The 26938-nt window shown below is 45.0% G+C and carries 24 protein-coding genes; 9 read left to right on the top strand and 15 right to left on the bottom strand.

What is annotated here, in order from left to right; all coding sequences use genetic code 11:
* Positions 1-18 precede the first annotated feature (18 nt).
* Both SG35_RS29955 and SG35_RS29950 read right to left on the bottom strand, forming a co-directional pair.
* Positions 19-3162 carry an efflux RND transporter permease subunit gene (locus tag SG35_RS29955; RefSeq protein WP_044835601.1) on the bottom strand — a complete coding sequence of 1048 codons (3144 nt, stop codon included), beginning with the start codon at positions 3160-3162 and terminating at the stop codon, positions 19-21.
* The gene (locus SG35_RS29950; protein WP_044835600.1) at positions 3155-4393 is read right to left on the bottom strand and encodes an efflux RND transporter periplasmic adaptor subunit; all 1239 of its coding nucleotides are present in this window, start codon (positions 4391-4393) and stop codon (positions 3155-3157) included. Before SG35_RS29950 ends, SG35_RS29955 begins: the two co-directional genes overlap by 8 nt.
* Before the next feature lie 437 nt (positions 4394-4830).
* Between SG35_RS29950 and SG35_RS29945 the strand changes: the two genes are divergently transcribed.
* From SG35_RS29945 to SG35_RS29930, 4 genes are all read left to right on the top strand, one after another.
* On the top strand, positions 4831-5070 hold the full coding sequence (locus SG35_RS29945) for a DUF6289 family protein (protein WP_044835599.1): 240 nt from the start codon (positions 4831-4833) through the stop codon (positions 5068-5070).
* Between the two features lie 214 nt (positions 5071-5284).
* Positions 5285-5821 (top strand): SRPBCC family protein, encoded by a 537-nt coding sequence (locus tag SG35_RS29940; RefSeq protein WP_044835598.1) that lies wholly within the window; start codon positions 5285-5287, stop codon positions 5819-5821.
* A 155-nt stretch (positions 5822-5976) separates the two neighbouring features.
* On the top strand, positions 5977-7869 hold the full coding sequence (locus SG35_RS29935) for a serine hydrolase domain-containing protein (RefSeq protein ID WP_044835597.1): 1893 nt from the start codon (positions 5977-5979) through the stop codon (positions 7867-7869).
* A 253-nt stretch (positions 7870-8122) separates the two neighbouring features.
* A complete protein-coding gene (locus SG35_RS29930) occupies positions 8123-9769 on the top strand; it encodes an SUMF1/EgtB/PvdO family nonheme iron enzyme (protein ID WP_044835596.1) in 1647 nt (548 codons plus the stop codon).
* Between the two features lie 73 nt (positions 9770-9842).
* On the opposite strand, the gene SG35_RS29925 is transcribed toward SG35_RS29930, so the two are convergent.
* Positions 9843-11654, bottom strand: a complete 1812-nt coding sequence (locus SG35_RS29925) for a winged helix-turn-helix domain-containing protein (RefSeq protein ID WP_044835595.1) — start codon at positions 11652-11654, stop codon at positions 9843-9845.
* Positions 11655-11946: 292 nt separating this feature from the next.
* On the opposite strand from SG35_RS29925, the gene SG35_RS29920 reads away from it, so the two are divergent.
* The 4 genes from SG35_RS29920 to SG35_RS29905 all read left to right on the top strand — a co-directional run bounded on the left by SG35_RS29920 (position 11947) and on the right by SG35_RS29905 (position 14462).
* Complete coding sequence (locus tag SG35_RS29920) at positions 11947-12921, top strand: hypothetical protein (RefSeq protein ID WP_044835594.1); 975 nt, start codon at positions 11947-11949, stop codon at positions 12919-12921.
* A 67-nt stretch (positions 12922-12988) separates the two neighbouring features.
* Positions 12989-13354 (top strand): MerR family transcriptional regulator, encoded by a 366-nt coding sequence (locus SG35_RS29915; RefSeq protein WP_044835593.1) that lies wholly within the window; start codon positions 12989-12991, stop codon positions 13352-13354.
* Between the two features lie 73 nt (positions 13355-13427).
* A complete protein-coding gene (locus SG35_RS29910; protein ID WP_044835592.1) occupies positions 13428-14000 on the top strand; it encodes an NAD(P)H-dependent oxidoreductase in 573 nt (190 codons plus the stop codon).
* A gap of 153 nt (positions 14001-14153) precedes the next feature.
* Positions 14154-14462, top strand: a complete 309-nt coding sequence (locus SG35_RS29905) for a DUF1272 domain-containing protein (RefSeq protein WP_044835591.1) — start codon at positions 14154-14156, stop codon at positions 14460-14462.
* Positions 14463-14519: 57 nt separating this feature from the next.
* Here the strand turns inward: SG35_RS29905 and SG35_RS29900 are convergent, their stop codons facing one another.
* The 3 genes from SG35_RS29900 to SG35_RS29890 all read right to left on the bottom strand — a co-directional run bounded on the left by SG35_RS29900 (position 14520) and on the right by SG35_RS29890 (position 15555).
* A complete protein-coding gene (locus SG35_RS29900; RefSeq protein ID WP_084692972.1) occupies positions 14520-14738 on the bottom strand; it encodes a GDCCVxC domain-containing (seleno)protein in 219 nt (72 codons plus the stop codon).
* Positions 14726-15115 carry an organomercurial transporter MerC gene (merC, locus tag SG35_RS29895; RefSeq protein ID WP_044835590.1) on the bottom strand — a complete coding sequence of 130 codons (390 nt, stop codon included), beginning with the start codon at positions 15113-15115 and terminating at the stop codon, positions 14726-14728. Before merC ends, SG35_RS29900 begins: the two co-directional genes overlap by 13 nt.
* A 62-nt stretch (positions 15116-15177) precedes the next feature.
* On the bottom strand, positions 15178-15555 hold the full coding sequence (locus tag SG35_RS29890; RefSeq protein WP_044835670.1) for a MerR family DNA-binding transcriptional regulator: 378 nt from the start codon (positions 15553-15555) through the stop codon (positions 15178-15180).
* Positions 15556-16128: 573 nt separating this feature from the next.
* Here SG35_RS29890 and SG35_RS29885 point away from each other — a divergent pair.
* Complete coding sequence (locus SG35_RS29885; RefSeq protein WP_044835589.1) at positions 16129-17583, top strand: MBL fold metallo-hydrolase; 1455 nt, start codon at positions 16129-16131, stop codon at positions 17581-17583.
* A gap of 246 nt (positions 17584-17829) precedes the next feature.
* Here the strand turns inward: SG35_RS29885 and SG35_RS29880 are convergent, their stop codons facing one another.
* The 9 genes from SG35_RS29880 to SG35_RS29840 form a co-directional block, all read right to left on the bottom strand.
* On the bottom strand, positions 17830-19281 hold the full coding sequence (locus tag SG35_RS29880; protein ID WP_084692971.1) for a BspA family leucine-rich repeat surface protein: 1452 nt from the start codon (positions 19279-19281) through the stop codon (positions 17830-17832).
* A gap of 580 nt (positions 19282-19861) precedes the next feature.
* Complete coding sequence (locus tag SG35_RS29875; protein ID WP_044835588.1) at positions 19862-21547, bottom strand: hypothetical protein; 1686 nt, start codon at positions 21545-21547, stop codon at positions 19862-19864.
* Positions 21548-21628: 81 nt separating this feature from the next.
* Complete coding sequence (locus SG35_RS29870) at positions 21629-22081, bottom strand: CesT family type III secretion system chaperone (protein WP_044835587.1); 453 nt, start codon at positions 22079-22081, stop codon at positions 21629-21631.
* 324 nt (positions 22082-22405) lie between these two features.
* Positions 22406-22738, bottom strand: a complete 333-nt coding sequence (locus SG35_RS29865) for a hypothetical protein (RefSeq protein WP_044835586.1) — start codon at positions 22736-22738, stop codon at positions 22406-22408.
* A 29-nt stretch (positions 22739-22767) separates the two neighbouring features.
* Positions 22768-23220, bottom strand: a complete 453-nt coding sequence (locus SG35_RS29860) for a hypothetical protein (protein WP_044835585.1) — start codon at positions 23218-23220, stop codon at positions 22768-22770.
* A 125-nt stretch (positions 23221-23345) separates the two neighbouring features.
* Complete coding sequence (locus SG35_RS29855) at positions 23346-23834, bottom strand: chloramphenicol phosphotransferase CPT family protein (protein ID WP_044835584.1); 489 nt, start codon at positions 23832-23834, stop codon at positions 23346-23348.
* Positions 23835-23955: 121 nt separating this feature from the next.
* On the bottom strand, positions 23956-24372 hold the full coding sequence (locus SG35_RS29850) for a hypothetical protein (protein ID WP_044835583.1): 417 nt from the start codon (positions 24370-24372) through the stop codon (positions 23956-23958).
* Between the two features lie 122 nt (positions 24373-24494).
* Positions 24495-25784 carry a group II intron reverse transcriptase/maturase gene (ltrA, locus tag SG35_RS29845; RefSeq protein WP_044835582.1) on the bottom strand — a complete coding sequence of 430 codons (1290 nt, stop codon included), beginning with the start codon at positions 25782-25784 and terminating at the stop codon, positions 24495-24497.
* A 601-nt stretch (positions 25785-26385) separates the two neighbouring features.
* Positions 26386-26664, bottom strand: a complete 279-nt coding sequence (locus SG35_RS29840) for a hypothetical protein (protein WP_044832310.1) — start codon at positions 26662-26664, stop codon at positions 26386-26388.
* Between the last annotated feature and the right edge of the window lie 274 nt (positions 26665-26938).

The raw sequence follows: 26938 nt of genomic DNA, 5'->3' as shown, positions 1-26938 counted from the left end.
TATTGTCGGGGGCAGGCGTTAAGCCGGCCCGGTTTGCTGCTGGTGCGAGACTAACATATACATTGTCGGAATGACAATCATGGCCACCACGGTTGATGCCAGCAGGCCAAAGATGATCGCCATACACAGGGGAAACCAGATGGGATCGCTATAGGCCAGCGGAATAAGCCCGACCATAGTGGTAACCGTAGTGCCTAAAATAGGCCTTAGCCTGTCTGCCGCGCCACTGGCGCAGGCTTCCACCAGGGGTTTGCCGTCATCCAGATGATTGTTCATGGTATCCACCATCACAATGGCATTGTTGACCACTATGCCCACCAGGGCGATCAAACCTATCATGGCCGGGAAGGAAAATGCGATGCCGAACAGCCAGAAGCCGGTAAAGGTACCGATCAGCGCCAAAGGTATAGTGATCAGTACCACCAGCGGCAGTTTAAAGGAGTTCAGCGCCAGGGTAAGCACGGCAAACACCATAAAGATGGCAACAGCAAACACCATACCGGCAGCACCGTAGGTTTCTTCCGAACTTTGTGCCTCACCGGCAAAGTGATAGCTATAACCCTGGGGCCAGCTTTGTTCGAAGGTTTCCATGCTGGGTTGCAGGCGTTGGATGACCTCGCCGACGGTAATGCCTTCGAGTTTGCCTTTTACCGTAATTGAGCGTTGGGTTTTGTTATGGGTAAAAACCGGCGGCGTTTCACTTAATTCATAATCCGCCAGGTTGCCTCCCGGTACCAGGTGTCCCTGCGGACTGAAAATATTGATCAGGCTGATCTCCGCCATAGATCTCGGGCCGCCTATCTCGCCGCCCCGGCTTTCCCAATAAGTGCTTAAACGAATTTTTAAATCGTCCTCAACCCCGGCAATCTTGAACTTACCGTATTCATCGGCTTCTGTGGCAAGACGCAACTGGCTGGCAAAGTCCTGCTCTGTGATGCCGTGGAAGTTTAATGCTTCGGCATCGGCAATCACCCTGACCTGGCTTTTCCACGGGCCCAGATTGTTACGGACATCGGTGACTCCTTTGATAGCGCTCAACTCGTGCTCTACCTGCCGGGCGATTTCGCTCAGGGTTTCCATGTCAGCTCCCTGCAACACCAGCTGCAGGGGGTCGTCGCTGCTGGAGCCGCCCACTTCGGGTTTAAACAAAACCGTGATCCCGGGCACATGATACAAGGTTTGCTCCAGCCCCTGCCTTAAGCTTTCAACATATTGATAACCCAACTTGTTCCGCTCGCCTTTTGGTACAAACAAGGCAGAAAAACCTATCAGGTTAGGGCTTTCGTTAAGGGAGAGCTGTTCGGTGATGGAGCCGACGGCGCGCGGGCTCTTTTTCCCCACGTACATGGCAACATTTTCAAAAAAGGGCTGCTGCCTGAGATAGTCACCGGCGAGTTTGGCCACTTCACGGCTTTTCTCCAGCGGGGCATCCGGCGCCAGCTCTATGGTGATCGCCAGGTTACGGCCATCCGCCTTGGGATAGAGCAGGGAGGGCAGGGTGGTAAACAAATAGATGGACACCAGCCAGACTCCCAGCACCGCCATCAGCCAGCTTAGTGCCTGTTTACGGCTTTGCAGGGCATTTTTCAGCAGCCAGGCGCGCAGCTTGCCGCCGGCCAGTCTGGCAAAACGGTCAACCTGGCCGGGGCCGGCATTGTCGGTATTTTTCAATAAAAATTGCGACAGGGAAATACAGATCACAAAGGCAATGATATAGCTGAAGATCAGGCACAGGACAGCAGTGATCGGGATCAAACGGATAAACTTGCCGTCGATGCCGCCGATAGCCATCATAGGCGCCATCGCCAAAATAGTGGTAAGCTGGCCGGAAAATGCCGGCATGGCATAGGTTTTTACCGTTGCCATGGCGGCATCGGCAAAAGACATTTTTTTCTCATAAAGGTGATCATGCATGCCTTCCATCACCAGGATAAAAACATCCACCAGCATACCCAGCGCCAGCACCATGCCGATGATCACCATAGTATTTAGAGTATAACCCAGCATACCCAGCACCAGCAGTACCCCGAGGAAGGTCAGCGGAATTGCCAGCCCGGCAATCAGGGCTTCGCGCCAGGTCAGCAGAACCATTAAGATAATAAACACCGCCAGCATCGCCTGCCAGATATTGTTGAAAACTTTGTTAAATGACTCTTCGATGATCTCGCTTTCATCGCTGATGACGGCGGCCTTAAGCCCCTGCGGCCAGAAACTTTGTTGCTCAAACTGTGCCATCAGGGTTTTAACTTCATTGATCAGGGTAATGGTATCGACCCCGGGGCGCTTTTTCACGCCAAGGGACACCCCCTGGGTGAACTGGGAGCCATGCTGGGAAAAGTAGGTTTCCGACTTTACCTTGTCCAGTCCCTTATATACCAGAGCAACTTCTTCCAGGCGCACCACCCGGTTATCGCCCATACGGTAGACCGGTAAGGCCCGTAATTTTTCAATACTGTCAAAGCGGCCCGCCAGGTACAGCTGGATAATGGTTTCGCTGTTGTCAAATTCGCCCCAGCTCATATCCTGGTTGGCTTCTTCAATGCGCTGGTGCACAATATTGGGGGAGATACGCAGCGACTGTAACCTGTGGGGCAGCAGACGCACATGTACGCTGGTTTCACGATAGCCGCCTTTTTCAACTTTTTTTACGCCGGATTGCGCTTCCAGCCGTTTTTCGATGCGTTTTACTACCTGGCTAAAAGCATAGTCGTCAAGGTCGCCGTAGAGCATATATTCGATCACCGGCGAGTCATTAACGGAAACCTGCTCTATCAGCGGTTTCTTGACCGCCTGCGGGAATTCCGCCTGACCTTCATCGACTTTGGCGCGCAGCTGTACCATGGCATCGGAAATAGAAATATCGGTATTAAACTCTACCGCAATGATGGCAAAAGAATATTGCGAGCCGCTTTGCAGCTTTTTCAACCCCTTTAAACCGTTGAGCACATCTTCTAGCGGCTTGGTGACTTCTTTTTCTATTTGCTCTGCGGCGGCCCCCGGCCATTCCACCGTGATAAGCGCCTGGGGGATTTCCAGATCCGGGTTGTTTTCTTTCAGCATGGCGTTATAGGCCAGTACGCCGCCCAGCAGCAAGACCCCCAATAATAAGGAGGAAATAACTTTTTCGACAAACAGCTTATAGGCAAATGAAGACTTATTCATTTAAGGACTCCTGCACCAGGCGTACATCGCTGCCGTTCACCACTTTATGTTTGCCTTCGGTGATCACCTGCATGCCGGCGCTAAGGCCCCGGGTGATTTCTACCTGGTTTAAGTCCTCGATACCGGTTTGTACTGCCACCAGCTCGGCTTTGCTCTGCTCGGTTACCGCATAAACAAAAGGTTTATTATTGCGGGTCACGATGGCGCTGTTGGGCACCAGGGTGACATTTTCTTTTTTAGCCACCATGATCCAGGCGGTCACATGCATACCGTCTTTTAATAATCCGGCACCCGAGCGGGTGTGTACTTTCACTTCTATCGCCCTTTGTTCCAGATTAATACTGGGGCTGACGGAATAGACAACCCCCTGGGTCACCTGATCGCCGCTAAAGCCGCTTTTCGCCGCCGCCAGCAGTTTGGCCGGGCTCCAGCTAAGAAATACCGCCTGGTTTTCCTGTAACTTGTCACCGGCATAATAAGGGACATTAAGGGTTACTTCATACTCCCTGGTATCAACCACTACCATGGCAGATGAGGCTTCCCGCTGGCGGTCACTGGTGGCTGCCGCCGGACCGCCCCAGTAATCCCCCTGGCGTACGTTGACCTTACGCAGTACCCCGTCAAAAGGAGCAAAAATGCTGGTTTTTTCAAGAGCAACCTTGGCCTGATTCAGCTGGGCAAGGGCCGATTTCTCCTGGCTTTTGGCCGTTGCCAATTCGGCTTTGGCAGTGGTTAACGATTCTTTGGCATTTAACAGTTCGGTACGGGAAGCCTCATATTTTTCTTTTGGGATCAGCTTTTTTTTCCAGACCGACTCGTTACGGGCAAAGCTGTTTTTGGCCAGCTGCAGGTTATTTTCCACCTGTTTCAATTGGGAGTCCGCCTGGGCAATGCGCAGGCGGGCAGCATTTAAAGCCGCTTCGAATTCACGGACCGATTCGATATCGGCCCTTTCGTCAACCCGGGCAAGCAACTGGCCGAATTTCTCCCCGGCTTTAGGGCCATAAACCCGGCTACCGGCGCGCAGCGGGATCTGGTTATCATCACTGGCGATAAAGGTGATTTTGCCGCCTTTTTCAAAGCTCAGGTATTCACGGCGAATGCCCTGTGCGACCCCTTCACTGAAAGCCCAGTCATAGACAGTACCCGTTTCTACTGCAACCGCCCGTACCGGCTGGCGATTGACTTGCGATGTTGCAACTGAGCTAAAAGCGGTGCAGCTTAAGAGCATACACAAGAGATAGTTTCTTAGCCTGAATGTTCGGGCCGGGAAGGCAGTTAGGTAACGCTTACCTGGATTTTTTTGCTTTGACATTATACATACCACAAAGAATGTTTATTTAACCAGGATTTTACATACTCGCTGGTATGTATGCAATGAATTGTTTAAATTCCATGCAAGCGGGGCAGGTTAATGGTTGCAAATCGACCGCCCGGTAAGGCTTTCAAGCGCAGCTGTGTTTTGCAGCATCAGCTGGCTTTTAAATTGTTTTCTGAATAAGCCGATCAAGCATCAGTTTTAAAAACAAAAAAATGTAAGCTTTACAATAAAAAACTGTTGTATTATTGTTAATTTTCAGGGAGGGGTGCAGTAGCAAAATTGACTAAGAAAATTAACCTTTTGTTTTCTGTCCCTGGTTAATTTAGTAACAATGAAAGGATTTATTTATGAAAACAGTATTAAAAAAAGCCGCAGCTATAGCGGTAGCAGCTTTATCATTTTCGTATGCTTCTCATGTATATGCAAGCTATTGGCTTACAGTTACCTATTACTCAGACGCCAGTTATTCTCAGGTTGTCGGCGAAAGGATTATGAATCTGTGTCGTGGCGGTTCTGGCGATGTTTCAGGAACCGTAACGTCTTATTATAAGGTTACCCAAGGTCCTTCTTGCGGCATCATCAATTAAAAATACTGTCCCGGGTTTTAACGGGCAGCAAGTTTACCAATAGCTTCGCCCTGTAGCCCGAAAAAGCACTTAAGCCAGTAATGTTAAATTGCTGGCTTTTTATTAACTGCTTTACGGGCAGTGTCACTATCGGGGATATGTTGCAAACCTGGCAATTGAAAATTTAATCTTATTAGGCCACACTAGAGCAAAACAATAACAGGTTGAATTTCTTATGTTAAAAAAAATCGCGTTAGTAATAGTCACTATCATTGCCATTCCTCTGGTCATGGCGATATTTGTGAAAACCAGTTACGACGTTGAAAGGGAAGTGGTGATTAATAAACCTAAGGATCAGGTGTTTAACTATATTCGTTTCCTGAAGAACCAAAATGAGTTTAGCAAGTGGGCCAATATCGACCCCAATATGACCAAGAGCTATCGGGGCATTGACGGGGAAGTCGGTTTTGTTTCCGCCTGGGACTCTCAACACGAGGAAGTGGGCACGGGAGAGCAGGAAATCGTCGCCATACAAGACGGTCACCGCATCGACTTTGAATTAAGGTTCCTTAAACCCTTTGAGGCAACCGAGCCCGCCTATATGATCACCGAAGATGTTTCCGGTAACCAAACCAAGGTCAAATGGGGCTTTAGCGGCCATATGGATTACCCCATGAACCTGATGTTTTTGTTTATGGATTTTGAAAAAATTATCGGTGACGATCTGCAAACCGGCCTGGACAACCTGAAAGAAATTCAGGAGAGTCAGTAGCACTGACTGATTTTTTCGGGCAGCCAACTATGCCTGCCCGTAAAGATTCAGCCGGGCTGACCTTGTTGTAAAAAGCGGGCTGCGGCCCGTTTTGTGTTTTATCGGCGCATCACTGGCGGGTTGTGTATCAGCTAATGTTCTCCATGGGAGTTTTAATGAAACGGCTTTTTGGGCTAATAACGGGGATTTTTTTACTTTGCCTTACTGCCCGTGGACTGCAAAGCGGACAAGCACAAACTCTGCAAACCTCAGCCCATTCGTTTCACACTTCCGCCCATTCAATCCCGCACTCTTTGCCTCAGCTAAAACAGCGACTGGAACTTTTGCTGGCCCTGGAAAAAATTCCCGGACTGCAAATAGCCTTGTTTGATGAACAAGGGGTTTATTGGCAGCAGGCCCTGGGAACACGGGATATAGATAAGGCGTTGCCGGTAGAACAAGATACCCTGTTTCGGGGCGGCTCAACCACTAAAACCTTTATCGCCCTGGCCATTATGCAGCTGGCCGGGCAAGGACGGCTGACTTTGCAGGACAAGCTTGCTGAGCTGGCGCCGGAGGTAAAAATAAATAATCCCTGGCAGGCAACACATCCGGTTAAACTGGTGCATCTGCTGGAACATAGCGCCGGGCTGGACGATATGCACTTTCGCAATATCTATAATACTTCCGATCCCGGGCTCAGCCTGCTCGATGCCGTCAACCGGGATGCGGGCGCTTTAAGAGTACGCTGGCAACCCGGTACACGGCATGCCTATTCCAACCCGGGTTATGGCGTACTGGGTTATATCATTGAAAAATTTTCCGGCCAGAGTTTTGAGCACTATATCAGGCAACATATTTTACAGCCGCTGGCGATGCAGCACTCCACTATGGGGCCGTCATCCGGGCCACAGCAGCAATTAAGCCAAGGGTATAGCGGCGGAAAAGCCGTGCCTTACCGGGACATTTATCTGCGCTCTGCCGGCAACATACAGACCCGGGCATATGAGCTGGCCTTGTTCGGCCATTTGCTGTTAACGCGTAACCGGCAGCACCTTCTGGCAGATATCAGCAGCGCCGATATCCTGCAAATGGAACAACCGGGTACAACTTTAGCAGCCCGGGCGGGTCTTAATTACGGTTATGGCCTGGGGCTTTATTCCAGCAGCCAGAGCCGACGGCTCTGGTTAGGACACGGCGGCGCCATCGCCGGCTTTTTAGCCGCATATGGTTATTCACCGGCAATCGGTCAGGGTTACGCTCTGGTCGTCAACTCGGACTCTGTACATATTCATACCCTGCTGACACTCATCACCCGCTACCTGGCAAAAGATCACCCTCCCGACAGGCAGATACAAGTTGGGGGTATTGATGCTGAGATCGGCGGCTACTACCGCATGGTGAATAACCGCAATGAAATCTTCTCCGGCCTCAGTTATCCCTTGGATACCATTATCATTGAAGCACGCGACAGCGAAATAGATCTGATACCTGTTATCGGCGAAGGGCAAAGGTTGCTGCATGTGGGGCAGCAACAATTTCGTTTGCCGGGCAACAGCCATGCCAGCGGGATTTTTATCAAAGAATCGGTTGACGGCAAGGTGTTCGAGTTTGACGGGCAATATTATGTCAAGTCAAGCGCCTTTGCTGCCTGGGGTATGCCAATTATGCTGGCATCGGCCTTGGTTGCTGTGCTGCTTACCCTGCTATATCTTCCCGTTTGGTTGATAAACAGTATTTCGGGTAAGCTGCCCGGAAAAGGGCGGCTCAGCCTGCGCTTATATCCGGCCTTGGCAAGCGTATCTTTGGCTATCGTGATGATAGCCTTATTTTGCTTGTCTCCCGAAGAAGCCGGACAGCTGAACTGGCAAACACTGTTTATCTGTACCTTTACTCTGGTGTTTGCCATTTGTTCCCTGTTGGGGTTATTGCAGCTTGTAAAAATGTGGCGGCTTGAGCCCCATGCTGGCGCCAGATATTTTTCCCTGATTTCTGTATCCGCCCTGGTGATGCTGACGGTTTATGGCTGGTATTTTAATTATATCGGCTTAAGTTTATGGTCCTGGTAGACCGGGAGACAGGTTAAATTAACCGCATTTTGACTTTGCGGGCTGCTGCAATCACATTTTTCCGTCTCTGCTCCCTAATTTTCATCTCTGCCTTTAAAAACAAGTTAAAACAGTTGGTTATATAATTTTACTTAGCGGTTGTTAAACCTTATAAATCTATAATTTTTCTATTTTAAGCAATATCTAGCTTTTTTATAGGATTTTCCACCCCGGCTTTTTCATGCTTGGGCTCTCTTTACAAAAGGAAGCTCAAATGAAAGTAAACAAACTATTTATTGCCCTGTGTTTATCTGCAAACAGCTATGCGCTTTATGCCGGCGGACCGATAGAACCTGTGATGGTCACCATTCCTGCGGGAAGTTTCGAGATGGGCTCTATGGATTATAACAACGCCCAACCTCTACATAAGGTCGATATGCCAGAATTTAGCATGGGCAAATATGAAGTCACAGTGAACGAGTTTCGTCAGTTTATCCGCGCCACCAGCTACCCGGCATCCCAGGAGTGCCGGCACGAGTTAAACGGCTGGTTCAGACCCGGCTCTAAAGGTAACTGGGAAACCAATGCCTTAAATACCAGTGAATACCAGCCCGTGGTCTGTATTACCTGGCAGGACGCCAACGCCTATGTGAAATGGCTGGCAAAGGAAACCGGCAAACCCTACCGTTTGCCTTCGGAAGCCGAGTGGGAATATGCCGCCAGGGCAGGAACAAAAACCAATTATTATTTTGGCGATGACAGCGATAATACCCTGGTATGCGACTATGAAAATACCGGCGATCTCAGCGGTGAAAATATTTTACAGCGCGACAGCAACACCAGTTATTACAACTGGACCGGGGAAATTGCCGATTGTGCCGATCATTCAGGTTATGCCAGTATCGTTGGTATGTATAAAGCCAACCCTTTCGGCTTGCACGATATGGTGAGCAATATCCGCGAAATGCTGGCAGATTGTTATAGCGGGGATTATTCCAAGGCAAGCAGCGATGGCTCTGCCAACCTCGAAGGCAGCTGTGAAAGCCGTGCTATCCGCGGCAGCAGCTGGCATTGGAGTCACTGGCCATTGGTGCAGCGTAATAGTTTCCCTGAAGACTTTGCCGGCGGGGTGGACGGTTTCCGCCTGGCCCTTGACGGCAAGGCGCCAAAACTGTCAAAAGCCAGCAAGCGATTCTTGGCCAGGCTGACCTTTGCCCAGGAGCAGGAGCAAAAACGCCGCGATATACAACCCAAATTCCCGCAAGCCTTAACCAATGTCACATTGCAGCAAACCGGCGATGCTGTGACCATCAGCTGGGATAAAAGCAAAGAAAGCGATGTCGAGAGTTACCGGGTTTACCGCAATGAAATTGCCGGCGGCATGTTTAAATTACTGGCAAGTAACTTAACGCAAACCAGCTATACCGACAGTAATGTCAGTCCCTATAAATACGACTATACGGTAGTAGCGGTGAGATACCATAAGCAAGGCCATTATAGCGAGCCGGTTTCTACCAAGGCTGGCTGGGTCAATGTGCCCGGCAGGGTTGAGGCGCAATGGGCATCAGATTACAGCGGCAGCGAGCTCACACAGACTTCAGATATTGACGGCGGCTATAACTTCACCGGGGTTGGCGGCATTTCAGATAATGCCAGCCTTAAATATCAGGTTGAAGTGGCAAAAGCCGGGCTTTATCAACTCGAATATCGTGTTGCTTCACCGCGTGATACCAAAGGTTTCGAGCTCTATGCCAATGATGAAAAAGCCGGGGTAAACCAGGTGGTGAAAACCGGTGGCTATCATGAGTGGCAAACCCAACAGGGGAAAGCGGTTTATCTTAAAAAAGGTAAAAACACGGTCACGGTAAAATCCCTTGATAATAACTGGAAGTTAAACTGGTTAACCCTTAAACAGGGTTAACACTGCAGGGATCAAGTGCAGCAAAAAGGCAGGGGGATCCTGCCTTTTTGTTGCCAACTACACCTTATGCTCCTTATAACTTAAGGGCAAGTAACTTGTTTTTATTGGCACGCCGCCAATACAGCGGGGCATTTTCATTAATGTATTGCGAATAAAAGTCATAGTTTACCTGGCTGTCGGGGGTAGAGCACAATAACAGGGCGACATCTAAACTCAGCGACCGCTCTCCTGCCAGGTGAGCTTGCTCGAAGGTACGCTGGGCATGGCTGACAAACAGCGCGGTTTGCTGCCGGGCTTGTGCCAACAGGGTTTTCAGGTAAGAGCGGTGGGCATTATCGCTTGTCAGGCTGTCAACCAAACCCCGGGCCTCGCTCAGGCGGTTCTGGTCGATATAATATTTCATCAGCTGCTCGCGGCTTGACTGCGCCACCCAGTGATCCGGGGTTAACGCGGTAAATTCGAGCACTTGTTTTAAATGCGGCTCTTTATCAGCTCGCTTTTTAGCGAAAATCGCGTAATGAAACGGTACTTTGGCAAAATGATATACCGGCAGCTGATACGCTTTCATCTTATTTTCAGCCTGTTGCAGGTACAGGTACTTGTCGTTTTCCTGGTGATGTTTATGGGCCATTACCGACAGGTAGGTTAGGGCATCCAGCTCCCGTGCTTTATCCCCGGCATCAAAAGCCAGCTTTGCCGCCTTGAGTAAATTGGATTTAATGGCAGGGTAATCCTCTTGTTGATGGTCAAGCCAGGAATGTGCATGCCAGGCATCCGCCTGGCGTTTTAAATCGCCGATGTGCTCAAACTGCTCAATTGCTAAAGCAAGCTTATGCGCGCTTAACTCAAATAATTCCTTGCTGGTTAAAATTCTGCTTTGCTGCAGGTAAGCATTGCCGGTTTGCTGGGCATAGTTTTGGCTAAGAGCAATACTGGCCAGCTTATCTGCCATCACCATGGCTTTTTCAAGTTCGCCGGTTTCGATATAAGTGGTGATCAAATTGCCAAGAACAATGAGATCCTCAGGCGCCTGCTGGTGGGCAATCAGCAAATTAGCCTGCTTAAGCTCGGGGGCCTGGGCACTGCTGAGCAATTCATAGATAAAAGGCTGCTGTAAATGCTGTTGCATTTGTTTTATTGCCTCATCTTTTGACAAAGCAGTGATTTGTCCCTGCCACTGGCCATAAGGGCCTTTTAATAAGAAATCCAGATGTGTCTGCCCGTCGTAAATGCGGCTGTGGCCGGTTAACACAAACGGGTGTTCATCTGTCAGGTTTGGGTATTCAAGCTCGGCTGAGGCTTCAAAATAGGCCGTATCCAGATGCGTTAATGGTGTGAAATCAAAATGGTCATCATCCTTTAGGGTGATGCTGTTGTCCCGGTTGTCGGTGATCGGGATATAAGCCATTTTTATGACCGGCTCAGTCTTTGGCAATACCGGCTCATTTTGCCAGTTCATTAGTGCAACCATTAGTAAAACAATGCCTGCCAGCACCGCATACGGCCAATAAGCCCGCTTTTTCTCCGGTGCAGAAAGGACGGCTTGTTGCCCTGTTTCGTCAGGGCTATTAGCAGGCTTAACAGCCGATAAAAGCATTTGCGTTTCAAACTGCCATTGATAACCCCGTTTGGGGAAGGTCTTAATAGCCTGATTGCCAAAAAGGTTTCTTAAGTGGCTGATGTTTTGAAAAACGGCCTGCTCCGACACCACTTTATCTTGCCAGACCCGGGATAAGATTTCTTCTTTGCTCAGAACATTGTCTTTTTGTTCAAGCAAGAGGGCCAGTACTTTGGCTTCGTTGTGGCGAATATCGATTGTTTCGCCATTTTTTGTCAATACCAGACTGGTACTGTTAAATTCAAAATCGGTAAATTGATAACGCATTGTTTTTATTATGTGGACTTGGCTGTTTGATCATTTGCTTCATCATCATAACTGATCAGCGCTAAAAGCTGCATTGATTTATCGACGAAGCGACTGATTAGCGGGATGTAAAGCGTAGTGATATCCGATGCTAATTGATATGGTATTTAACAGAAACGGCAATGACCTGGCAGCGATGACAACCTGGCATCAGTTGGTATCGGCGATAAAACCAGTCACTGCCTTTTAATCGCACAACTTTTACTTACCAAGAGCTGCGTATAGCTGCGTAAAATAATAATTGGATATATTGATGAATGCATTTGTAAAAACTTTTTTGGCCAGCCCGCTGATGGCAACAATCGGCCTGTGTTTAATGACTCATGTTTCTCATGCTCACGGACTGGCAAACACACACGCAGCCGCTCCTGAGCCGGTTATGGCTAAAACACCAAGCTATTGCTGGCAAGATCCCAAATTCCAGGCCATTGAATTAAAAGCGGGTAAAGGCGCTTTTACCATCTATCACTATGCACAAGATAAACAGCTGGCAACGGAAATTGCCGATTCGGCCTTAGCATTAGATAGTGAATTACAAAACTTCTTTGAGCTGGACCGCCAGTCTGCCTTTCGCCTGTACGTAGCAACCGACCGCGCCCATTGGGAACGCCTTGCCGGTACCAACCTTGACTGGGAAAAAGCCTGGTATGTGGTGGGGTCTATGCTGACCGCCAACGACCAGGTGGTGATCAACCCGGATAAATGGGACAAGCGCTCTCACGACTTTGTGGTACTGCGCGAGCTGGTAAAACATGAACTGGCGCATTCTTATGCCTATGCCCTGCGGGGAGAGTTTGACAGTGAACAATGCCTGCTAAAAAGCGACGATGAACTGGCACAGGAACAAGAAAAAAGCATGTCGCCTTATTGGATTGAAGAAGGCCTGGCCACGGTTGTTGCCGGGCAGATGCTCACCTGGAAAGATCGCCTGGTGAAGTCTTTAAAAGAAAATGCCGGCTTTGCCCATGCCATGGATCCCAAGCGCCCTAATTACTCCCGTGCCGGGGCGGCCACTTTATTTTTATTGGAAACCTACGGCAAGAGTTCCTATTTTGAAGCGCTGAAATTGGTAACAAACGGCTGCCGGGATGATCAGGCAAAGTGTAATGCTAAGTTTTTAGGGCACTTTAACAAAGATAATCATCAACTGGAGCGTCAGTGGCTGGATTATATCAATAAAAAATGGCCCGAGTATAAAGAAGATAGAACCGCTAAACAGGCGGGCTGATATTGCCGATAACTAGTTGTAAAGTTGCCTGCTAAAAGTTTAAGGCTTTATTATTCCAAGGAAAATTATGTTTATCGGTGAAGTTTCAAAGAATACCGGATTATCCATTAAAGCCATCAGGCTGTATGAAGAAAAAGGCCTGATCCCTGCGCCTAAACGCCGCGGGCGCTATCGTGTATATGCAGCGAGCGATGTTGAAGTACTCCGTTTAATTTTTGAGGCGAAAAGGCTCGGTGTTACCTTGGCCAGACTTAAAAATGTGATTGTTTACCGCCAGGGAGAAGTTGACTGGCAGCACATCAATCACTTCCTCAAAAGGGTCAAAGTTGAGCTTGAAGTGCAACTGACGACAATTGCGGGCAATATCCGCCAAGTTGAAAAATGTATCGCCTCAATAGATTCCTGCCCGGTTATTGCTGACGATAACACTTGACTCTGCCCTTAAGGGCAGAGGGTAAACTCTTGCTCGTTTATTTACCCTGATCCTAAGTAACGAGAAAGAGCAGATGAAAAATATTTTATTATTAAACGCTAATCCTAAAGCCGTGAGTTTTTGCCGGGCACTGGCCGACAGTTATGAGATTGAAGCCCGCGAGCAGGCCAATATTCACCGCTTTGACCTTGCGAAGATGGATTTTAATCAAAATTTGGAAACCGGTTATGATAAGGCGCAGCAGCTGGAAAAATGTTTAGCTGATTTTCAACAGGCTATTTTATCGGCGGATCATATCGTGATGATATCACCTGTTTGGTGGGGAGGTTTACCCGCTAAGTTCAAAGGCTTGATTGACCGGGTTTTCCTGCCGGGTTTTGCGTTTAAATATGAAGGGGATGATCCTGAGCCGATACAGCTGTTAAAGGGAAAAACCTCAAGGCTGATTTTTACTATGGATGCCCCTGAATATTTTCTGTCCGAGCAGGCACTGCCGGTATTAGAGCAGCTTGACAGGTTTACCCTGCAATTTTGCGGTGTGGCCAAGGCCCAGGTGAACTTATTCGGCCCTATGATATTCGCCGACGACCAGCAAAGAAATCACTGGCTGCAAACGGTAAAGTCCCTTGGCACTGTTGGCGGCTAGTTTTGTGGCGAGTATTTCATCATTTTTCGCCAGCCTGTGTTATATATAAATGCTTTTATATGATTGAATACTCCCATATTCAGCCACAGAGCAATAAACAGTTTCTTATCTGACATAAATTCGGGCAATACCAATAAAAAAGGAGAAAGCCAAATGCTGGAAATCCGGCCTAACTGTGAATACTGCGATAAAGATTTGCCGCCGGATGCCGACGATGCCATGATTTGTACTTATGAGTGTACTTTTTGTCAGCAGTGCGTAGCAGAGATCCTCGAAAATGTCTGTCCCAATTGTGGCGGTGGTTTCACCCCCAGGCCGATAAGGCCTAAAACAGCCCGCAGAAAAGGAGTGAGTCTGGCTTATCAGCAAGCGGCAACGAAAAGGGTCCATACAAAATTTGGCCTGGACGAGATTAAAGCCTTTTCAGCATTGGCAAAAACGATTGATCCGAAAGCGCGTTAACCTAGGCTCCTTTAGGCTCATAGATTGCACTCAAGGGCAAAAACCGACATTGACAGGTTATGACTTATTGCAGCAACTTTCACCTTCTTGAATAGGCGGGCATTTAACCGTGCCATAAGAGCAATAAACGCAACAATCACCTTTAAGCGGCTTGAGCAGTGTTTTACACCCCTTACATTCGTAATACCACTGGCAAGCATTAGTTGGCATGGTCTCAACTTTGCTAAATCCGCATTCTGGACAAGTGATTTTGGATTCTAGCTCTACAGCTTGCATACAGGCTCCCTAACAGGCTTTACAATATCTGTAATAGACATCACCACCATCAAAGTGATGCTAAAATAAAATAGGTATGTGCTCCACTCGTATTGCCACAAAGGGTAAAGTGTCAACAGTACCGCTATAGGGCCAATCACACTTAGTATGCCTCTAATTAAATTTTTATATTGATACCAGTTATACAAATTAACCAGCAATGCGAGGGAAGCAAACAAAGGCAATACAGTGTTTACGGCTATTCCTTCAAAATGAGAGAGGAAACCAAGTCCTAAAGCAGAGGCCAGAGAACCCAGAGCAGGAAAACAAGCGGTGCAGCTTAGCGCCGCTAACCACACTCCTCCAGAGCCAACTTTATCCAAAAGTTTGTTAATCATAGCTAAATACCTGAATCTTTTTCAGGTAGTTTAAACTCCGTATATTGGTACGGAGTCAATGACTATTTTAATGCATTGATAATGGGACAGGTATTAGGGTCTTGATTTGATTTACAGGAGTCAGTCATTTCCTGAATCACTTTTTCCAACCTCCGCAGGTCGTTAATTTTATTGCGAATAAGCTGGAGTTTTTGCAATCCCATTAACTCAACATCAGCACAGTTCCCGCTAAGCGACATAAGAGACAAAATTTCATTAAGTGTAAACCCCAAGGCTTTAGCTTTTAGAATGAATTTAAGCTGATGTTCAATAGCATTACTATAGAGACGATAACCATTTTCTGGCTTCAAAGGCTGTTCAATCAGTCCCTTACGTTCATAAAAGCGAATTGTCTCAACATTAATATCTAACTCTTTAGCTAGTTTTCCGATGGTTTTCATTAACTGACCTAATTCAAACAACAAGTGCCATTATATCATTATTCGACTCTACCAGAATGCCTGCGCCTCGCTCGTAGCAGCCAATATCAATGACAAGCAACAAATATCAGCTAAGGCACGGAACGGCCCTGAATGAATATGATACCAAATTATCGGTTCAAGGAATTTTTTCAGCATTTACTAAAGAGCAATGAATGCCACAAAGCCGACCCTTTAGTGATATCAAGGCACTTATTCTGTAGGGCTGTTTTGTTCCTCTAAGCTGACATTCGCGCTACCTTATTTTCTGTTAAATATGCAGCTTCTTTCCATGGGAGTAGAAGCCTAATTGTTCAAGCTACAATATTTCAGCAAAACCGCATGTAAACTTTTGTAAAATTTCACGCTTCGCATTTTTACATAACCTGCCTGTTTTAACGTTAAACGAAAACCTATATTAGCCCTAATTAAGACTGTCTGGTTGATAAGCGCTAGCCATCCTGTGCCTCTTGGTCCAACAATATTTTTACGCCAAACTGACCATTTTTTATTTGGCACGGATGATCTAACCTAAATAACAATAAGGAATTACCGATGAAAGTTAACCTAACACGTTATTCACGCACCTTTGCATTTGCTTGCATGACATTATTCACCATCACGATACCAACAGCATTAGCCGAAGAGGCAGAAGAGTTTGTCGCTAAGCTCAAAACACACTATCAAAAAACACTGTCAATTAAAGCCTTCGCACTGAATCAGCACTTCACAAACAAACAATATAGAGACCTTAATTATTGGGACTATAAAACACCAAACGTATACATGTCGGTAAGATCGGCTGAGGTGGATCTGGCAAGAAAGCATTTTTACGATAACGATGTCCTTTATTATGCAGGTGGGCGGCTATACGACAGAGTTAAAATGCAGAATGATACACAAAGCTTTTTTTATGAAAGAAGTGCCACGATCATAGGGAAAGCTAGTCTCAGCAGAGGCATGGATTACTTTGATATGTTTAAAAACCATATTGTCATGAATTTCGACTTTCTGGCAGTAAGGCCTCTCTTTGAAGAAGCCAATATTGAGGAAAATATGACACTTCACCAGGACAGCATATCGGGAAACACAACGCTCACCCATAAAATTTCTGACGATAATGTTATCGATTATAAATTTAGTCACAATCCATTGCAGCTCGTGTCGATCAACAAGGGGGGCCAAAGTGGCGTTTTTGTCTATAGTGACTATCAAACGACTAGAGGTTTAACCTATGCCAGAACCATACACAAATATTTTGAAGGAACAACAGAACCAACCTATATAACCTTCAATGATCACTTTGAAATCATTGATAGAGTGGACCCTGGCAAACTTCAAGTTCCAGAAGGATATGACTCCAAAATCCCTAAATGGGACGGGGTTTTAGTGTCAAAAGAAATTGCACAAGACCTATATCTTGTGACCGATGCTTCAGCCTATCAAAATAGCTTGTTTAAAGTAAATGGTGATAAAATTGCGGTATATGGTGCAACTGAAGATTCCGATTTAGCAGAAAAAACTATCAAGCTTATTCTTGACCTGTTTCCAAATAAGAAAATCACCTCAGTTTATGTTACCCATCCTCACGGAGATCAAATTGATGGTCTCAAAGTCTTTGTGGATCAGGGTATTGAGATACTTGCCGATGAATATAGTATTTCTGCCATCAAGGCCTACCCGCGCTTTGCTGACGATATCGCCAGATTCAAGTTTCAAACAATTGAACATGAGCAAATTATTGATGGTGCACATTTTTATGTATTGGAAAATATGCACTCAAAAAGACAAAGCTTTGCATATTTCAAAGACAGCGGGATTATTTTTCAAGCAGACTTTCTTCACATTCCTTACGATAATAGCATTGCTAAGGTAGTACCAAGTTACACAAAAACCTTTATTGATTTTGTCCGAAGTAAGCAACTTAAGGTCAAGCGAATTGTTGCTTTCAACCGAAATAACAATATCTCTGTTGAAGTCATGAATAAAACCTATGATGTCAATATGTGATAGTTGAAGTAGATGATGCTTTAGCACTTTCACCAGCTACAGATATATGACCAGCGCAAATAATTAGCAAGCATGGACGCTTTCAAGACATTAGCTGCAATCAATGTGGCATACGCACTTCGCTCATTTTAGGAGCCAACAGCAAATAATGTAGGATAAATATTGAGGGATTGATCCCAATATTTATCACCTCAGTCTACATTTAAAAAAAACGCTGCCTGAACATTCACATTTTGCATGATCAACTTAATTGGCAACACCACCGTCGCTGATGTTCCAGCCATAGGTAGCCGTGAGAACATCTCTGGCGCTTTGTGCTGAATTTGAATATTGACTATTGCCGGCGTGAAAAGCAATATTGTGCTGCAAAGGAAAGTTAAGCCAACCTGTCAGTAATGCGTCATAATTCTCGGTTGAAAGTGTTACTCCCTCAAACATCCAGAACAGATTCGTGGCATTTGATACATCCCAACTGCTTAGATCCTGGTTGAAGTTACTGGCATTCCTGAACATGCTGTGCATAGACATGACATTGGATACATCCCAGTTGCTTAGATCCTGATTAAAGGCCTTGGCCTCAAAGAACATAGCGCCCATTTCCGTGACATTCGATACATCCCAGTTGCTTAGATCCTGATTAAAGACCTTGGCCTGAGAGAACATATGGCCCATATTCGTGACCTTAGATACATCCCAGCTGTTTAGGTCTTGATTGAAGGCCTCAGCAAAAGAAAACATGCCGTTCATATCGGTAACATTCGATACATCCCAGCTGTTTAGGTCTTGATTGAAGGCCCCGGCAAGAAAGAACATGTCGCTCATGTCGGTAACATTCGATACATCCCAGCTGCTTAGTGCCTGATTAAAGACCTTGGCCTCAAAGAACATAGCACTCATATTCGTGACATTAGAAACATCCCAGCTGCTTAGGTCCTGATTAAATATTTCAGCCCCCTCAAACATAGAGCTCATGTTACTCACATTTGACAAATCAGGTTTATCCGTTGCATTACCGACCAGGGATTTACAGCCTGCAAAAGCACGATGCATTGACCGCCACTGAATATCGCCCCATTGCTCGATTGAACGTAGCTTGTTGTGGTCACTGCTATAAAGGTTATAGTATTCGTCAATAGGTGCTTCAAAATAAAGTTGAGGGAAACTACCGTTTATTGTCACGGTATAGGTACCTTGTGCAGCGTAAGTGTGTACGATATCACCGGTAACATGTTCATCAACGGTGCCGTCACCCCAGTCGACCTGATAGTCATATCCCGTGCCATCAGTATCTATCATAATTTGATTATCGTCTGAAAAGGCTTTACCGTTGACATTGGTTTCCCATGTGGTGATAAAAGGTCTGGGAGCTGCGACAATAACATCACGGGTTATACTCGCGCTATTGCCGGCAGTGTCTTTTGCGGTATAGGTAAGGGTGTAATTACCTAAAGTACTGGTATCAATAGCGCCTGAAATGGCAACCTCAACAACGCCATCTTCATTATCGTTAGCACTTGCCCCTGGCTCACTATAACTTCTTCCCAGAGGCAAGGTTATTGTGCTGTCACCATGAAGGGTAATAACCGGCGGGGTTGTATCTAATCCTGTATTCCCGGAATTTCCGCTGCCTCCACAGGCGGTTAAAAGCAATAGTGTACTGCTAAACAATATCCTTGATGTTTTTTGTAGTATCCACATAGCTATATTCCTTTCCTAAAGTGACTTCTGGATCTGCTTATTTTTAAGTTATTGATTTTAAGAAACATGTAGAGTTAGTTATTATACCTAAGCTCCCATAGGCTAAGCCGGTAAATAGCCGTCTGCGTTATTGAATGCTCAAATAAAAACGATTCGTCAAATTTTATACCTTTTCCCTGGTTGGCAAAAGTATCAAAAGTACGGGATATTCACAAACGAATATCCCTAAACTTTGACATGAAGCAATAAATAAGCTTTTAAAATCATTAGGAAATATATGAAGGAGTTTCTACTGCTAATGTCTGCAATGCGCACGGAACTGCCCTTAATAAATATTAAGGGCAGTCTTAAAATCTTCAAATTTTGAAACACCATTGCCAGTAAAAATAACCGTGACACAAAGGTAGTTCAGTTTTTCACATTTACCAAGGTTTGGGTGTCCATGCTTGCACATGCTTTTGCAAAATTTTTCATATTGTTTGGTTGAATTTCACCGCGACTCGCGAACTGAAATCTAACTGGGTCAGCGTAAAGTCAAAACAGATAATCCTATTGGCTTGCTGACCCCTGAGTTTTACTATTATTTCGACTCCCTTGCGTCCAGGTTACAATATCCGTGAAGTAACGTAAGCGCACTCTTATAGTTACCCTCATTAAGGAAGTCCAGTTCCCAGAAATCTTTCATTTGGTTTTTCACTATGTCGTCTGCATTTTTTGCATGTAGTGATACTGCACTTTTAACGTAATCTATATCATGTTCGTGTTTTTTATAAGCTCTGGAGAATGCAAATTCCAATAGCTCTTCTCTGTCTCCAGACTCCCCTAGTTGCATAGCTTGGCCGATATCTCTAATTGCCATACGTTGATCAAAAGTCAAATCCTTATGGATTTGAGTCGTTGTTTTTAATCCTTTAAAATTCTCGTCGTTAGGGCTAATTTCCTCGTTTTGAGCAGCCAGTCTTTCACTATTAGGACGACAGATAAAAAATTGTTTTGGTGGTGTAATCTCGTCCACTGATGTAATTTGTACGTCCCGCTTAGCAACCCCTTTAGCATTAGATTGAACTTGTAACAACCCATCTTCTTTAACAAGGTAGCTAATTACATGTGAACCAGTTGAATCGTATATTATATCCCCTGGTTTGACGTGTTCTTTCAGTATCTTATCCCAATTAGCTTTATCTGTTGCTGTTTGGTCTATTTTTTCTTGAGTCGTTAGCTTCTTGAGATCTGCTTTTGAGGGGGTCATGTCGTAGACTGGTGATACATCGTAGCCACTCTCTTTTGCGAATGCGAAAGCAAAACCACGGGCATCGTGCGCCCCTCCCTTGTTAGCTTGTTTACCATCAGTTCGGATTTCCGACAGCCACTCCCTCACCCCTTGCTGTGCTTCTCCGTGATTCATACTCTCATTGATGAAGCCGCACATTGCTGCCGTTGCAGCATTCCAGCAGATGATCTGACCGTGATCCTTTATTCCAAAAGGATTGGTACCCACAGAATTTGGTATAAATCTCTCATGGTTGCTAGTCATTACTCTAGCCGGATTCATTAATGTTTCAAAGCGTGCCACTAAGCGCTCAGCACCATCATGTTTTTTATGTGTCAAATGATCGATCCCAAGGTCAAAACCAAAATTTCTGACCTGGTGCTGTATAGTATCTTGTATTTTTTCCATTCTGGAGTGCATCTGACTATACATTTCTTTCATTGCTGCAGCCCTTTCAGACTTTGGTATTGTCAATAAACTTGTATCTTTGGACGGCATAGTTCTCAATGACTCATCCACCATAGCGACCGTTCGAGGAGAGTTATGTAAACTCTCCAACCCACTCGCTTTTACATAATTATTTATCTCCGCATGTGTATGCAGTTTACTGCCATGTGCAAGGTGATGAGCACGCATTTCCTTCCTTGTCCCACTGAAGTTATCATCGCTTTCCTCGAACACAAGACCATGTTGTTGTTGCAACTTTTCCGCTTCTGACAAGCTATCACTCGAATTAGGCAGTACAGGAGCAGATAGCGAAATATGTAACGCCTTTGATTCGTTCTTACCTAATAACGGCGGTGGCAAAGTCAAAGGGGAAGGGCTAAGTAAAGAGTCAGCATCCTTATTTTGTGTGGGTAGGGGAGCTGGGACTAAAGTATTCCCACTCTTATTAATTGGCATTGGAGCCATTGGCATTGGCATTGGAGCCATTGACATTGGCATTGGAGCCTTTGACATTGGCATTGGAGCTAGTGGAGCTTTTGAATCACACATATTTTTACCTTTTTATCGAATTTTAGTTACCCTTAAGTGGGCTCTTGTAAGCAAATAGCCTTTGTAGCAATTTAGATAAACCTAAACTCGCATCATCAAGGCATCTTCCGGTGCTGATTGCATCGCCGGTGCTGTACTGTTCTGACCTAATTCAATAAATTGCACTTGAAATTTTTTTGTTAGCTCAATCAGATTGCTTAAAATATTAACAAATTCCTGATAATTACAATGTTGGTACTCCAATCTATAGCAAAGGTTTAACCTATTATTGACCTGATCCAAGGCAATAGTTGCTCCACGCGTTTTCTCTTGATATGAGTTAAGGCTTAAAGCCAATTCAAACACAGCATCACGTTGGGCATCATTTAATTCTATAAGAAAACAGTTAATATAAAATCGGTCGGCATTTTCAGGGCCAAGAATAGCCACTTCCACGTTATTTTCTGACACCATAAAGCAATTGCCTTCATCATTGAGTTGAAAGTCGCCTAAGTCTTTAAGCCAGTGGCTAAGCTGTTCTACATTATTTTCCATACTATTTTCCGATTTGTTCCGCTAGATTGTTTGCACAGTAAGTAACGAGCAATGGAAAGTAGTTGCAAAATTTTTCAAATTATTTATACGCAAGCTGCCTGGATACATATAGCTGACAACTTATTTAATCATTATGCTTATTACCTATTGATTAAAAAGAGTTTTTATTTTTCAAGTGAGGTTTAGGAGAGATTAAGACAATTCAATATGAAGCAAAGAGCAGAGCAAAGCAAAGCAAAGCAAAGCAAAGCAGGACAGCCAAAAACTGAATAAGCAGCCAGAGCCCCCATGTTCAACTTAGAAGTGCACCACCTATAATTTATTTCAGTTAAATTTGAGGTGCTTTATGGGACAAAAATATTCAATGTTTGGGTGTCCTGACTTGGTTAATTTGCACTTGTTAAATTTTGGCGCCAAATTAAAGGTAGTACTCTTAACCATGGTTTTCTTTTTTCTCTCAGACATAAAGTATGAGATTGCTTTATCTATATCACTGCCAAACTCAACTTCTTCTGAAACAGCACCATCTGAGCTTACGTGACCGGCGAAATAGTTATTTCCCTCTGTAGAACGGACATAGATAGAACCTTCCGATTCAATTGAAATTCCCTGTGCCTGCTCTAATACAGATTTTATTGACTCTTCAAAACTGAGCATTGCTCTACCTATTGGATGAATTTAACGCCTTAATCAGCCGACGCTTTAGCGGTCGGCTGAATTAACTTGTTATGTTCCGGGTTTATTGGATCTATTCGCAAAATATTAATATCTCGGCCAAGGTGTTTTAGATCAAGCTCATTCCTCACGAAGTTCCTGATTTCAACCACTAGTTCAGTAAAATTTGAGTTGTTGTTCTCGGCCATCTCCTTCGTAAACTTCCTTGAAAGTTCAACCTGGCTTGGAGTCCCAAACATTTCGAGAAGAAAAACAGCACGTTCTACCTGCTCATAATTTGGTAAGATTGTCCTGTTTCTTCCTGCAACCATAAGAGCTTCATAGGCTTCTAGCAAATACTGAATTCTTATTTCTCTTTGTTTGTTTTTAATATCACGCTGTGAAGTGAGCTTATGTGCTACCACCCATCCGATTACAACAAAGATAATGGTTATTGTTACAGGTATTAAAGTTTCCCACTTCACAAATCACTCCTTGAAGGAACATAACGCCCGCATAAGCGGCACAATACGCATGGCTATACTTTTGCGAGGAACGAGCACAGGCCATGCTTTTTGTGTCCGTTCTTGATGCGATTGTTATGTGCTATTTAACTCATACTATCGATGATTTTTTGGGCACATTGCTCTGTAGAGTTTATATGGGTATTGATAATCATATCGTATAAGACTTCATTATGAACACTTTCATACTGTGATTTAGCTAACCCAAGTTTACGGTCACCTCGAGCTAATTCTCGTTTTTCCAACTCAACTAAGGGGCATTCTACTTTTATGACTTTCAGGTTAAAAAGTTCAAGTTCATTCGTTAATTCCAAGTATGTCTTCTGACCACAAAAAACTATATCTACAATTACATTGTGGCCAGTTTCGGCTAATGCTTTAACAGATTTTGCTAAAGCAAGTTTCATATTTGGAAAATTCTTAGATCCTGCAGAAACCCCGTAAGGTGTCATGTCCCAAAATGCATCTAAAGAGCAAAGTAAATAAACTTCAGAGAGCTTTGATTGGAGCTGTCTAGCCAATGTTGTTTTTCCTGAGCTAGAAGCACCATTCAGTACAATTACATTTCCTTTCATTATTATAAAAACCTGATGGAGACTCAATATGCAAATAACGTTTTTGTAACGGGCCGGAAAAAGCGCAGCTTTTGGAGGTCCAGTCCGAAGGGCGATCGTTGACAAACTTGTTAGGTAACAACTACATCTTAACTCTGAATTCAATTCTGGAGGGACTCTCAATTGCACCTCCCCACATACCACCATGCCCAAATTTCAAGCCATTATAAGTACCTTGAACCAGAACGTGTTTGCCTTCTAAACTGGAATACTTATCTATATCGTCGGTTTGGATCCAGACTTTATGATCTCCAGATTTTACACCCGTTCCTTCAAAATGCATGGAAAGCTCTCCGTGAACCATTACTTTCTTCCCATGATACCTTTCAGGTGTGATAACCAACTGGGCTATGGTAACACTACAAACCTCTTCTGTTTCACCTTGATATTGAGGAAAGCATTTTGTTCCCATCCTCCCATCTTTAGTACGCGGGATTTCTTCAGAAAATACTGTTGTAGCAATCAACGACAATGATAAAAAAGCTAAAAATGTATGCATACTTTCCTTTTTACTATCGTGGTAGAGCGACCTGTTACCAGGCCGACCCCACACAGATCCGGACGTGCGGAACTACCGCATCCGGCTCTTCAGTTATATATTCACTCGTGTAAAACACGACCCTAGTACCAATCGACAATAACATTTCGACTACTGACTTTTGGTGACTCAATTTGAAAATATTCTAACATCTTCTTGAAACTGCTCCAATTATAACTTCTTCTGCCGCTACGCCTGTTTAGCCATTTATATAAGCTATGCAGCACATAATTATATAAGCGTGACAAGCTACGACTGTTATCCGGTAAACCAAAGTAATTTCTAAACCCCGTTAATTTACGTTTTAGTTGCGGTAGCCATTCCCTCAATTTGATTGAACGTTTGGCTTTGATCCATTGGTAATATTCGCTCATCATCGCTTTCTGCTTCTTCGGAGCCGTGCGCCTTCTGAGCCTTCGTTTACCCTTGACATCAATCCCCCAATAAAATTCAAACCCAAGAAAAACAAAGTGGCGACTCTTACCAGGTTTAAATCGACTGAATGTCATCAGTGAGGTTTTCTCCGGTGCGATATCTAGATTGAATTTCTTTAGTCGTTTCGCAAGCACCCCATAAAAGCGCTCAGCATCATGAGCAAATTGGAAGGCACAGACAAAATCATCCGCATAACGGATCATCATGGCTCTTCCCCGCATCCTCGGTTTTACTTTCTTCTCAAACCACAAATCCAAAGCATAATGCAGATAAATGTTCGCCAGTACAGGGCTGATAATACCTCCCTGCGGGCTACCGCTTGCAGGCTTTTCAAAGACCCCTTCCGGTGATTTTATCCGGGCTTTTAACCATTGGCTGATTAGCTTCAGTAAGGCTTTATCATCAATCCGTTGTTTGAGCATACGCAGCAACCAACCATGATCGAGATTGTCGAAGAAGCCTTTAATGTCCGCCTCGACAACATAACCATAACCTTTGAATTGAAGATTCAACGACAGGCTATGTACTGCCTGATGTGCACTTTTATTTGGTCGATAACCATAACTGTTCACCAGGAAGTCTTGCTCCCAAATACTTTGCAGTATTTGGCTGACACTCTGTTGCACCAGTTTATCATCTACCGTTGGCAGGCCTAATGGCCGTTGTTTGCCGTTAGACTTGGGAATAAAGATACGCTTAATGTCATTGGCTCGATAACATTTCTGCTTGAGCTGCTCACTTAAGCGCTTAATATTTTCTGGCAAGCTTTGCTGATAGTCATTAATGGTTACCCCATCAATACCTGGCGCAGCTTGTTTGTTGAGCTGACCCCAGCTTTGATACAGGCGGTCGCTACTTAGTAATCCGTATAAGTTTTGAAACCTGTGCTTGGGGTGGGTATATGCTTTAAATGCGATGATATTAAGTTCGGTTGTCATAGTGATCCCGGCCCTACTTTGTCCGGCCTATGTTTCTGCTTAATACCTGGTATAACTGTCAGCTCCTTCGCCATGTACAAGGCTTTCCCTTGCTCAGACTACTACGGGCTGATCTGACTTCCAAAGGGTCATCGTTCGTCTGACGGTTAGCTAGACTTTCCTACCACATCCTTATGGAACACCTTTGGATCTCTCAAGTTCCTGATACATCTCTTCATACATGCCATGGCTTGATAACCCCGCTGACTCGCCGTAGCCTCACCTTTCGTTTGCTATGAATAACGGCTACTTTGCATGGACTTCGGTGGCGTTACAAACCTCGTCAGTCAGATGGTAATTCTCGGAGCGATACCAGCACTTCAGGGCCACGATAGCCCCTATGGCCTATATGATTCTCTGTGTACGCTTCACCTGTATTGTTCGTTTCAGTGAAACTCCGCCACAGGCGCAACACTCGATACTGGTGGCTGGTTAAGCCTTACCAGACAGGGACTTACACCCTGCAAGATGCATCAAGCTTTGCTTGACGCACTAACGCCCTAAACACCGGGCGATTTGTAGTTGCGAAGCAACGGAAAATAGCTCCGAGTGATTTTGCTTGTTATGTGTTACTTGATTGGCCACTTTTTTCTCTTAACGATTTATATGCTAAAAGTAACAACATAGGTAATGCTGTGAAATCAATGAAAAGTATTAACCAAAGATACTGCTTAATTTCAGATTCACCGATAGTAAAGCTGCCCAATAACACAAATACTAAAGCAACAATAGGTACTGCCGATGGGCCTCCCTTTCGAATATTACGCCTGATAAACAATACCCAGTTTAGTGCTCCTATCAAGAAGCCCACCAAAACTATAACAATTCCGGCAATTTGCAATTCAATCCCTCATGACACATAACGCTGCAAACACCGGGGCAGCTTGCTGCATCCGGCGTTTTGCCTTGTTAGTGGATGCTGGGTATTTGCACCACACCAACGATTTATAAAATGGTTTGAGGGATAAATGGAAGACGCTATCTGCACCCACCACCACTACACTCCAAACCGTGAATTTTGAATTAAGACATAACCACCAAACCTAATTCACAAACACCGCTATTTTACAACAATTAAGCTTGACTAGTGGTGGCCGACTAACGCCCTAAACACC

Origin of the sequence: Thalassomonas actiniarum (assembly GCF_000948975.2) — a bacterium.
Lineage (GTDB): Bacteria > Pseudomonadota > Gammaproteobacteria > Enterobacterales > Alteromonadaceae > Thalassomonas > Thalassomonas actiniarum.
The sequence above is the reverse complement of the archived record's forward strand: the minus strand, read 5'-3'. Positions and strand labels throughout refer to the sequence as shown.

Bases quoted from the DNA above. Each gene is read 5' to 3' on its own strand.
- SG35_RS29880 (WP_084692971.1), bottom strand. From the start codon at position 19,281: ATGTGGATACTACAAAAAACATCAAGGATATTGTTTAGCAGTACACTA.
- SG35_RS29885 (WP_044835589.1), top strand. From the start codon at position 16,129: ATGAAAGTTAACCTAACACGTTATTCACGCACCTTTGCATTTGCTTGC.
- SG35_RS29865 (WP_044835586.1), bottom strand. From the start codon at position 22,738: ATGCTCAGTTTTGAAGAGTCAATAAAATCTGTATTAGAGCAGGCACAG.
- SG35_RS29955 (WP_044835601.1), bottom strand. From the start codon at position 3,162: ATGAATAAGTCTTCATTTGCCTATAAGCTGTTTGTCGAAAAAGTTATT.
- SG35_RS29920 (WP_044835594.1), top strand. From the start codon at position 11,947: ATGAATGCATTTGTAAAAACTTTTTTGGCCAGCCCGCTGATGGCAACA.
- SG35_RS29900 (WP_084692972.1), bottom strand. From the start codon at position 14,738: ATGCAAGCTGTAGAGCTAGAATCCAAAATCACTTGTCCAGAATGCGGA.
- SG35_RS29935 (WP_044835597.1), top strand. From the start codon at position 5,977: ATGAAACGGCTTTTTGGGCTAATAACGGGGATTTTTTTACTTTGCCTT.
- SG35_RS29875 (WP_044835588.1), bottom strand. From the start codon at position 21,547: ATGTGTGATTCAAAAGCTCCACTAGCTCCAATGCCAATGTCAAAGGCT.
- SG35_RS29950 (WP_044835600.1), bottom strand. From the start codon at position 4,393: ATGCTCTTAAGCTGCACCGCTTTTAGCTCAGTTGCAACATCGCAAGTC.
- SG35_RS29850 (WP_044835583.1), bottom strand. From the start codon at position 24,372: ATGCATACATTTTTAGCTTTTTTATCATTGTCGTTGATTGCTACAACA.
- SG35_RS29910 (WP_044835592.1), top strand. From the start codon at position 13,428: ATGAAAAATATTTTATTATTAAACGCTAATCCTAAAGCCGTGAGTTTT.
- SG35_RS29870 (WP_044835587.1), bottom strand. From the start codon at position 22,081: ATGGAAAATAATGTAGAACAGCTTAGCCACTGGCTTAAAGACTTAGGC.
- SG35_RS29855 (WP_044835584.1), bottom strand. From the start codon at position 23,834: ATGAAAGGAAATGTAATTGTACTGAATGGTGCTTCTAGCTCAGGAAAA.
- merC (WP_044835590.1), bottom strand. From the start codon at position 15,115: ATGATTAACAAACTTTTGGATAAAGTTGGCTCTGGAGGAGTGTGGTTA.
- SG35_RS29940 (WP_044835598.1), top strand. From the start codon at position 5,285: ATGTTAAAAAAAATCGCGTTAGTAATAGTCACTATCATTGCCATTCCT.
- SG35_RS29905 (WP_044835591.1), top strand. From the start codon at position 14,154: ATGCTGGAAATCCGGCCTAACTGTGAATACTGCGATAAAGATTTGCCG.
- SG35_RS29890 (WP_044835670.1), bottom strand. From the start codon at position 15,555: ATGAAAACCATCGGAAAACTAGCTAAAGAGTTAGATATTAATGTTGAG.
- SG35_RS29925 (WP_044835595.1), bottom strand. From the start codon at position 11,654: ATGCGTTATCAATTTACCGATTTTGAATTTAACAGTACCAGTCTGGTA.
- ltrA (WP_044835582.1), bottom strand. From the start codon at position 25,784: ATGACAACCGAACTTAATATCATCGCATTTAAAGCATATACCCACCCC.
- SG35_RS29945 (WP_044835599.1), top strand. From the start codon at position 4,831: ATGAAAACAGTATTAAAAAAAGCCGCAGCTATAGCGGTAGCAGCTTTA.
- SG35_RS29915 (WP_044835593.1), top strand. From the start codon at position 12,989: ATGTTTATCGGTGAAGTTTCAAAGAATACCGGATTATCCATTAAAGCC.
- SG35_RS29930 (WP_044835596.1), top strand. From the start codon at position 8,123: ATGAAAGTAAACAAACTATTTATTGCCCTGTGTTTATCTGCAAACAGC.